The following is an 8931-nucleotide window of genomic DNA, read 5'->3' as shown; positions in this document are numbered from 1 at the left end:
GGCCGCACGCGAAACCTCCGGTTTGCGCAGGTACAGGACGACGCTTTTGCCGATCAGAGGGTTGAGGACCCGTTCGGCGACGCGGGTGGGCCAGGGTCGGCGCATCATGTCCCAGACCAGCACTCGGTGGTAGAGCCGGGTGGCGGGATGATCGTCGTTGTGCACCCCCACCAGGCAGCGCAGCCACCAGTACGGAGCGTGCAGGGCATGGGCGGAGTGCTCGTCGACGGGTTCGAGCCCCGCGGCGCGCAGCCGGTCCAGTAGATCATGTTTCCGATAGATGCGGATATGCCCGCCTTCCACGCTGTGGTAGGCGTTGGAAAGGCTCCAGCAGATCTTCTCGGGAAACCAGGCGGGGACGGTGACGGCGGCGAGCCCACCCGGGCGCAGCACGCGGGCAAGCTCGGCCATGGCGCCGACATCGTCCGGGATGTGTTCGAGGACCTCCGCGGCGATGACCCGGTCGAAGGCCGCGTCGGCGAACGGCAGCGCCAGCGCGTCCCCGCGCACGCAGGCGGCCCTGGGTTGCGGTCCTACCGGCTCGTGGGCGGCCATCGCGGTGAGCAGCTGCCGCACGCCGGTGACCTCCGCCGTCGCGTGGTCGAGCGCGACCACGTCCGCCCCGCGCCGGAACGCTTCAAAACTGTGTCTGCCCGTGCCGCAGCCGAGATCGAGCAGGCGGCATCCCCCGCTGACCGGGAACCGGTCGAAGTCGACCGTCAACATGGGCGTGGGCTGGCCGCCGACGTGTGATCGCGTCCGGACCGGACCGCATCGATCCGGTCGCAATACCATGCCGCGGTCGCGCTGGCCGCGGCCCGCCAGGAGAACCGGTCCTCAACCCGCTTCCGCCCGGCGGCGCCCATCCGCGCTCGCAGCCTCGGATTGTCGAGCAGCCGTCCCATCGCGGCGGCCAGCGCCTCGGCGTCCCCGGGAGCGACGAGCTCGCCAGCCTGCCCAGCCGGCCCGACCACCTCCGGGAGCGCGCCGGCCGTGGTCGTGACCAGCGCCACGCCAGCGGCCATCGCCTCAACCGCAGGCAGGCTGAAGCCTTCATACAGCGACGGCACCACGGCGAGCTCCGCCGACTGTAACAGCCTCACCAGGTCGGCTTCGGAGAGGTTCGAGTGGAATGTCACGACATCGGTGAGGCCGAGCTCGTCGACCTGGCGCGCGGTGGCGCCACCAGGCCGGGCCATCCCGACACACACCAGGTGGGCGGCGCGTTCGACGCGGACCTTGGCCAGCGCCTCCAGCAACACTCCCAGTCCCTTCAGCGGCACGTCCGCGCTGGTGATGACGACGATGCGACCGGGCGTCGGTGTAGTGGCCGAGGCGCCGCTGCCGGTGCCGGTGCCGGCTGGGCGGAAGACGTCTGAGTCGACACCGAGCGGGACGGTGCGGATGAGCTCCGGCGCCACCCCCATGTCAGTGACGATCTCCTGCCCGGAGCTCTGGGACGGGACGACGATGCCGTCGAGGGTGCGTGCCACCCGGGCCTGCATCGGCAGAAAGGAGTACCAGCGGCGGATGCCGATACGCGCGCTGCGGTCGGGCGCGGCCGCCAGCGCGATACGCCGATCGACCGTGATCGGATGGTGCACGGTCGCCACCACCGGAACCCCGTGCGGGCGCAGCGCCCGGCGCAGCGCGAGCAGTCCGTAACCGAGGCCCTGGTTGTCATGGACGATGTCGAAGTGGGGTGGGCGGCCCGCACCCGGCCCCAGGGCGCGAGCGGCCCGGATGCTGAACGCCAGCGGCTCGGAGAACTGGCCGGTGCGCATCAGACCGAACTCGACGATGTCGGCGACGGTGCGTAGCTCCCGTGGGGACGGCCAGCGGAACGGGTCGGACGTGGCGTAGAGGTCAAGACTGGGCAGGGTGCGCAGGCCGACCCCGGGGTCGAGCAGCGGGTAGGGCGGCCCGGACAGCACCGTGACCTGATGACCCAGCGTGACAAGTTCGCGGGAGAGATGCCGGACGTACACGCCTTGACCGCCGCAGGTGGGGAGACTGCGGTACGACAGCAACGCGATCCGCAACGGTGTCCTCTCGATAGCTTCGTACCGGTCCCATGTTGGTCCCATGTCGGTCCCATGTCGGGCCCGGGCGGGTTCCAGCTCCGGTCGTATGCCAGGGCGACAGCGAGCCGTTTCCGGAACATTAGGGTATATCCAGTTGATCTTCGCCAGATCGCCGGGCGTTCTCAGATCGCGAACACCCGTCGGGCGTTGCCAGCCAGGAACAGCTCCTGTGCCTGCGGGTCGAGGTCGAGGCTGGCTAGGCCGCCCAGCGCCCGGTCTGGTGTGATCATCGGGAAGTTGGAACCGAACAGCACTTTGCGGCGTCCGCGCCCGCGCATGTACTCGACCAGCTCGGCCGGGTAGCGGTGGGTGGCGTAGGCGGACGTGTCGATGTGGACGTTCGGGTACTTCGAGGCCAGGGCGATCATCTCGGTGGTCCACGGATGGCCGATGTGCCCACCGACGATCACCAGTTCGGGAAACTCCAGGGCCACGTCGTCGAGGTAGGGGATCGGCCGGCCCGTCTCCGAGGTCCGCAGGGGTCCGGTGTGGCCGACCTGGGTGCAGAACGGGATCCCCAACTCGACGCACTCGACGAACAGCGGGTAGTAACGACGGTCGTTGGGAGGTAGCGCCCACAGCCACGGTACAACCCGCAGTGCCCGCAGACCCAGGTCGTGAACGGCTCGCCGGAGTTCCCGAACGGCGGCGACCGGGTAGCGAAGGTCGACCGCCGCAACCCCGGTCAGCCGGTCGGGGAACCTGGCGACAAAACCAGCGACCTCGTCATTGGAGATCAGCGGCCCGCACGGGCCGATCCAGGCACAGATCAGCGCACGTTCGACTCCAGCCTGGTCCATCGCGGCGATCGTGTGCTCAAGCGGAGGTGCCACCGTCGTATTCTGCGCACCTGTCCAGCGGTGCAGCGATGCGAACATGTCGTCCCGAAGGAAACGCAGCGTCGGATGTTGTAGCCATGCGTCGATGATCGTTATCATCCTTGATCTACTCCCCTGTTGCCGGGCGCTCTTAGCTCGTCTCGTCGGCGAGTCGCGCGAGTGCGCCCCCGGCGCGCATGAGGTCCGCCAGATCCTGCCGGCTCAGCTGGGAAAGACGCCGGGAATACCAGTCGTCGACGACCCGCCGCGACTCCGCAACGGCGGTGAGACCTTTGTCGGAAATCCGCACGATGAACTGGCGACCGTCGTATTCGTCGTTTTCTTTGATCGCCAGTCCCCCTTCGATCAGCGTTGCCAGCGCCCGTGTCATCGATGGTTTCCGTACGCCTTCGAGACGGGCGAGTTGTGTCGGTGTCAGCGGCCCCTTCCGTTGCAGGGTGGAAAGAGCTGAGATCAGGCTGAATGGCAACGCCCGCGGGTCCCGTTGGCGTTCGGCCCGTTGCGATCGCGCGATCTTGGTTATCGAGGTTCGCAGAGTGGCCACGAATACCGGGTCGAGGTGGTCGTCGTGCGGGCCGGTGCTTCTACCCCCGCCATCGGCGGGGGTCGGGTAGCGCCCGCGTCCGGTGGACGACGGGCCGCTGGTCGATCGCACGGGCACGGTCATTGCCAGATGGTAACGATGCCAGCACCGGGCGGAGCGTTGCCGGGCGGAGCGTTGCCGGGCGGAGCGTCGAGGTGATGGCGCCCCGCCCGTACATTGATCCTCGGGATCGGATGCGATCTCGGTCAGGTGAGCGCCAGCTCCCGAGGGACGACGATGACATCGACGAGCGCGCCGCGTCGCCACACGGTCACTTCGATCGGGTTGCCGATGGTCTCCTCAGTCATGAGCCGCTGGAGGTCCCCGGGTGCGGCGACCGGCTGCCCTGCGACCGAGAGCACCAGATCGTCGGTGAACAGGCCGGCCTGCCCGGCCGGGCTGTCTACCACAACCTCAGCCAGCCGGACCCCGTGCCGGCGGCCGAACCGCTCGGCCAGCCGTGGCGGCAGCGGTGCCCGGGCGCTGGCGACCCCGAGGTAGGCCCGTCGCACCCGGCCATCGCGCATGAGCGCAGCGAGGATACGGCGCGTAGTGGCGTTGACCGGAACGGCGAGCCCGAGCCCGATTCCGGCGACGGCGGTGTTCACGCCGATGACATGGGCGTTCGCATCGGCCAGGGCGCCTCCGGAGTTACCCGGATTGAGGGCGGCGTCGGTCTGGATCACCTCGTCGATGATGCGGACCGTGGCGCCGGCCCGGGTCGGGAGCGATCGACCGAGCGCACTGACCACTCCTGCGGTGACGCTGCCTGTCAGGCCCAGCGGGTTGCCCACCGCGACGACCAGTTGACCGACGACGAGTGTGGCCGCGTCGCCGAGGGTGGCCGGCGGCGGGGTGGCGCCGCGGGCGCGGAGCACGGCGAGGTCGGACAACGGATCGGCGCCCACCACGTCCACCGGGCTCTCCGTGCCGTCGGTGAACTCCGCCGTACCCACCCCGACGCCCGTTTCCCCGGCTGGCAGACCACCGTCGATGACGTGAGCGGAGGTGAGCAGGAAGCCGTCATCGGTGAAGACGACGGCGGAGCCGGCTCCCTCGCCGCGACGGGTCCGCACCCGCAGGCTTGCGACCGACGGTGAGACGGCGGCAGCGACCCGTGTCACCACCTGCGAGTAGGCATCCAATGGATCAGTCATCCCGGCCTCCCGAACTGGCTCCCGCGCTCCTGGTGCCACCGGGCGCGCGATCCGGGCTCTGGTCGCGCGTCCTGCAGCCTCCTGGACACCCGTAACGATTACACAGTTACAGCCGTAGCAACACAGGAGTGGCAACCGGCCTTCCCGATCCGCTGTCCGCCGTAGGCGTATACCGAGGCTGCGGCTGACGACCGGGCCGACGGACGTCGGCCGACTGAAGCGATTATTCGAGGTTTGTATGATCGATAAGGGTGATTTCTGCGTACAAACCTCGAAAATCTGTCGGGTCAGATCGCATCAGATCGCATCAGATCGGGTCAGGCGGGGCGTCAGTCGACGAGCGTCTTCCGCAGGACATCCAGCTCCGTCTGGGTGATGCCGTGACCCAGTGCCCAGCCGGCCGCGCCACCCCAGCGCTGGTCGAGGGTTTCGAAGAACGTCACCATGGTCTCGGGACGGCAACCGATATCGCTGCGCGCGATCCGGCCGTAGGTCGCCATCGCGCTGAGCCGGGTCTTGATCTGTGGTAGCCGTTCGTTGGTCATCACATAGTCGTCGACGATCGCGTCGCGCCGGACTCCGACGATGTCCAGGACGAGCGCGGCAAGCACACCGGTGCGGTCCTTGCCCGCTGCGCAGTGGAACAGCGTCGGCAGTTCAGCCGGCTGAGTGAGCAGCCGCAGCGCGCTCGGGACCACGCTGCCGGGGCGGGTCAGATACTCTAGGTAGTGTTCGACCGCCTCCCGCTTGGACCGCTGTTCGACGATCACTTTGTGTTCGGGGTTACCGGGCGCACGATAGAAGTCGGGTATGAACGCCACGTTGTGGTAGCCGACCTCGGTCTGCGCGAGCGGCCCGCGGCCCTCGACCGCAGCCTCCTTCGGCGTACGTAGGTCCAACACGGTGCGCAGACCGAACTCGTTGATCAGTACGTTCGTGCCGTCCACCGTGAGCTGCTGTACGGTGTCGCAGCGGATCAGGAGCCCGCGCCTGGTCGAACCACCGGCCGTCGTAGGCAGGTCGCCGAGGTCGCGGGCGTTGGCACAGCCGTCAAGGTGGATCCAGCGGTCGGTCACGAAACCCCTTCGGTCGCGGTGGGCAGGCGCCGGTGCGACCGGCGGTCGGTCGGTCGGTCGGTCGGTCGCGGCCGGGGCAGCTGACCTCTCAGCCTAGCCGTGCCGGGCCATGAGACGTGGCCTGATGCCGCTGACCGGCCCTGCTGTCACTGGCCGGCCCTGCTCTGGATGACCGGCTGTGCCGCCGGCCGGCTGTCGCGCACCGTCCCCGCTCGAGCCGCCACCAGCTAGATGATCATTTGCCGTCGCCGGTGCGTCAGCGGTTGACTTGGTTGGGTTCAACTGGCAATGTGCGTGCGGTCCCATGGTCTGGGACGTTCGCCCCGATGTAGAGGTTGATGCGGTGGGTACTGGTAGAATCGTGCGGTTCGATGGCATTCGTGGCTACGGCTTCATCTCGCCCGATGAGGGCGGCGATGACATCTTCATGCACGTGAACGACCTGCAGGATGAAAAACACCTGTTCCGGCCCGGGGCACTTGTCGAGTTCAAGGCGGAAGAGGGCGACAAGGGCCTGAAGGCGTCAGCCGTTCGTCTTGTCGACCGGGCTGCGGTCGGTCCGTTCTGGCCGCGCACCCCGGGCTCGAACGCCGCCGGTTCGGGCACCGACGACGACGAGATGTGTGATGTCCTGACGACCGCCGAGTTTCAGCACGTGCTCACCGAGACACTTATCGAAGGCGTGCCGACCTTGACCGGTAGTCAGATCGGCCAGATCCGCCAGCGCCTCACCGATCTCGCGCGGGCGCGTGGCTGGGTCGTGTCCTGACTCGGGTGGTTCAGACCGCCATGAGGCCCGGCCGACCCGCCTGCACGGCGAACGAGACGTCGGTACGGACGGGGGCGTCGCGGACGTCGATGGTGTCGACCACCCGCACGTCGGTCCGCCACGTACCAGGCGTCACCTCGCAGCGCAGGTAACCGTGCTTGAGCCCGTTGAAGTAGCGAACGTGCGGGTTGAGCAGTGGGTTGGCCTGCTTGATCGGCGCATCGAAGGCCACCGGAAAGTCCGAGCTGATCGACGTGCTGACGAATTCCACGGCGACGGTCGGCGATGCGGGGTCGTCGAAGTCCACCTTGAGGTCGCTGAACCAGGTGGAGTGGATGTCACCGGACAGGACCACCGGGTTGGCGACGTGGGCGTCGGCCAACAGCCGCAGTAGCCGCGTGCGCTGTGGGGCGTAGCCGTCCCACTGGTCCAGGTTGACGATGGTGGGTGGCACCCGCGTCGGGTTAGGGAACCGGGTGCGGCTCATCATGGTCTGCTGGGCGATGACGTTCCACCGGGTGTGCGAATTGGTCAGGCTCTGGGTGAGCCACTGCTCCTGGACATCGCCGGTGAGGGTACCGGCCGTGTTCAACCGGCCCGCCGACTCCAGACCGAAGTCGCCGGGAAAACCGCCCGGCTGGTCGGTGCGGTACTGCCGGGTGTCGAGCACGTTGATCCGGGCGAGCCGCCCGAAGTCGAAGCGGCGGTAGATACGCACCGTGGCCGACCCGGGGCGCAGGTCGGCGCGGATCGGCATGTGCTCGTAGTACGCCTGGTACGCCGCTGCGCGCTGTCGCCCGAACTCCGCGGGCGTCTGCTTCTTCGCGCCGGTGTCGTCGATCTCGTCGACGAAGCCCGCGTAGTTGTTCTCGGTCTCGTGATCGTCCCAGGTGACCACCCACGGCGCCACGGCGTGGGCTGCCCGCAGCGCGGGGTCACCCTTGTACTGGGCATGCCGGTTGCGATAGTCGGCCAGCGTGGACAGCTGGTCCAGACCCGGGGTCTGCGGGGCGACGTGTGCCCGATCGGGGAAGCGGCTTTTCGGGTCGTACTCGTAGATGTAGTCACCCAGGTGGAACACGACGTCGAGGTCTTCGTCGGCGAGGCCCTGCAACGTCGGCCAGTAGCCGTTCTGGAAGTCCTGGCAGTTGACCACGCCGAGCCGCAGCAGCTGCGGGTCGGCGGAGCGGGCCGGTGCGGTCCGGGTACGTCCGACCGGGCTGAGCTGGCCACCCGCGCGGAAACGGTAGAAATACTCACGGCCGGGCGCCAGCCCGCGCACGTCGACGTGCACCGAATGCGCGAGCTCGGGCAGCGCCCGGGTGACCCCGGCGGCCGCCAGGCGGTGGAACCGCCTGTCATGCGCGACCTGCCAGGCCACCGTGATCGGCCGCGACGGCATTGATCCGGCGTCGTAGACGTCGCGGACCAGCCGCGTCCACAGGATGACCCCGTCTGCCAGCGGGTCCCCGCTGGCGACGCCTAGAAGAAACGGTGCTGCGGTCTCCGCCGCCTGGTTGCCGGTCGTTGTCTCCGGCTCGCTCCAGGATGCGGCCGCCGGACGGGCCTGGACGCCCGTCAACAGCACCGCGCCTGCCGCTGCTGCCCCGGTCAGCGTCGACCGCCGGTTCAACACGAATTCACCCACGACGCTCCTCCCCACTGCGTGTGGCGCTCACTATCGCCTGCGCGATCGACGTCCCGGGGAACAGCCATCGAACGCAGGGGGACCAGGGCACATCATGGCGAGGCCGCAGGCGATACGAGCGTCCGGCAACAGGGACTCGACGGGGACTGGCCGTGCTCGGTGATCAGCCGTTCTCGGTGACGCTGATGCCCAGCGCACCGGCGAGGGAGTAGGCCAGCGCCACGAGGTCCCGGCTGGACACCGCCGCTCCGTTCATGCTCTCGACCCCGGTCACCTCGACGAGCACACAGTTGACGAGCCGGGCACCGTCCATCTGCGCCTTGGCGAACTGCGCGCCGGTCAGATCACAGTCCTCGAAGGTCGCCCCACGAAGATCGGCGCCGTAGAAGTCCGCCCGCTTCAGGTTGCAGTCCTCGAACAGGGAGTTGCTTATCGCGGTGGAGCGGAAGTTCGCCAGGTCCACCCGACAGTCACGCAGGGTCACGTCCCGCAGTCGTCCGCCGGACCAGGACCATCCCGTCATCCGGCAGGTCGCGATCTCCACCCGGACGAGCGAGGAGGTCGTGGCCCGCAGGTTCGCCAGGCTCGACCGTTCGATGACGACGTCGGTCAGCATCGCCCGGGTCAACCGCGACCCGCTCAGGTCCGTGCCGGTGATCCGGCAGCCTTCCAGTTCGATGGACTCGGCCTGGGTGCCCGCCAGATCGCAGCCGTCGAAGACGCGTCGTGTGTACACCCCGTCGTCGTCGATCTCCGATGCGGGGACGAGGGCCGC

At 68.5% G+C, this 8931-nt stretch carries 9 protein-coding genes; 1 reads left to right on the top strand and 8 read right to left on the bottom strand.

Translation table 11 applies throughout. From position 1 onward, the window contains the following. The 6 genes from U9978_RS07935 to U9978_RS07910 all read right to left on the bottom strand — a co-directional run. Positions 1-726, bottom strand: a 726-nt coding sequence (locus U9978_RS07935; RefSeq protein WP_322760411.1) for a class I SAM-dependent methyltransferase, incomplete at its 3' end; no start/stop codon positions are given. Beyond that, on the bottom strand, positions 720-2087 hold the full coding sequence (locus tag U9978_RS07930) for a glycosyltransferase family 4 protein (RefSeq protein ID WP_322760410.1): 1368 nt from the start codon (positions 2085-2087) through the stop codon (positions 720-722). The genes U9978_RS07930 and U9978_RS07935, both read right to left, overlap by 7 nt. 119 nt (positions 2088-2206) lie before the next feature. Then, a complete protein-coding gene (locus tag U9978_RS07925; protein WP_416210890.1) occupies positions 2207-3019 on the bottom strand; it encodes an amidohydrolase family protein in 813 nt (270 codons plus the stop codon). 34 nt (positions 3020-3053) lie between these two features. Continuing rightward, positions 3054-3578: a MarR family winged helix-turn-helix transcriptional regulator gene (locus tag U9978_RS07920; RefSeq protein WP_322760408.1), complete on the bottom strand. Its 525-nt coding sequence runs from the start codon at positions 3576-3578 to the stop codon at positions 3054-3056. Between the two features lie 134 nt (positions 3579-3712). Next, a complete protein-coding gene (locus U9978_RS07915; protein WP_322760407.1) occupies positions 3713-4663 on the bottom strand; it encodes a S1C family serine protease in 951 nt (316 codons plus the stop codon). A gap of 329 nt (positions 4664-4992) precedes the next feature. Further along, the gene (locus U9978_RS07910) at positions 4993-5739 is read right to left on the bottom strand and encodes a tyrosine-protein phosphatase (RefSeq protein ID WP_322760406.1); all 747 of its coding nucleotides are present in this window, start codon (positions 5737-5739) and stop codon (positions 4993-4995) included. A gap of 343 nt (positions 5740-6082) precedes the next feature. On the opposite strand from U9978_RS07910, the gene U9978_RS07905 reads away from it, so the two are divergent. After that, positions 6083-6508 carry a cold-shock protein gene (locus tag U9978_RS07905; RefSeq protein ID WP_322748010.1) on the top strand — a complete coding sequence of 142 codons (426 nt, stop codon included), beginning with the start codon at positions 6083-6085 and terminating at the stop codon, positions 6506-6508. 10 nt (positions 6509-6518) lie between these two features. Here the strand turns inward: U9978_RS07905 and U9978_RS07900 are convergent, their stop codons facing one another. Both U9978_RS07900 and U9978_RS07895 read right to left on the bottom strand, forming a co-directional pair. Continuing rightward, positions 6519-8156: an alkaline phosphatase D family protein gene (locus U9978_RS07900; protein ID WP_322760405.1), complete on the bottom strand. Its 1638-nt coding sequence runs from the start codon at positions 8154-8156 to the stop codon at positions 6519-6521. Between the two features lie 163 nt (positions 8157-8319). After that, positions 8320-8892: a pentapeptide repeat-containing protein gene (locus tag U9978_RS07895; RefSeq protein ID WP_322760404.1), complete on the bottom strand. Its 573-nt coding sequence runs from the start codon at positions 8890-8892 to the stop codon at positions 8320-8322. Between the last annotated feature and the right edge of the window lie 39 nt (positions 8893-8931).

This window comes from Protofrankia sp. Cr2, assembly GCF_963555885.1.
In the GTDB taxonomy this organism is placed as follows: domain Bacteria; phylum Actinomycetota; class Actinomycetes; order Frankiales; family Frankiaceae; genus Protofrankia.
The sequence above is the reverse complement of the archived record's forward strand: the minus strand, read 5'-3'. Positions and strand labels throughout refer to the sequence as shown.

What these genes read in the sequence shown, in the direction of transcription:
- U9978_RS07930 (WP_322760410.1), bottom strand. Translation starts at nt 2,087, where the DNA reads ATGGGACCAACATGGGACCGGTACGAAGCTATCGAGAGGACACCGTTG.
- U9978_RS07915 (WP_322760407.1), bottom strand. Translation starts at nt 4,663, where the DNA reads ATGACTGATCCATTGGATGCCTACTCGCAGGTGGTGACACGGGTCGCT.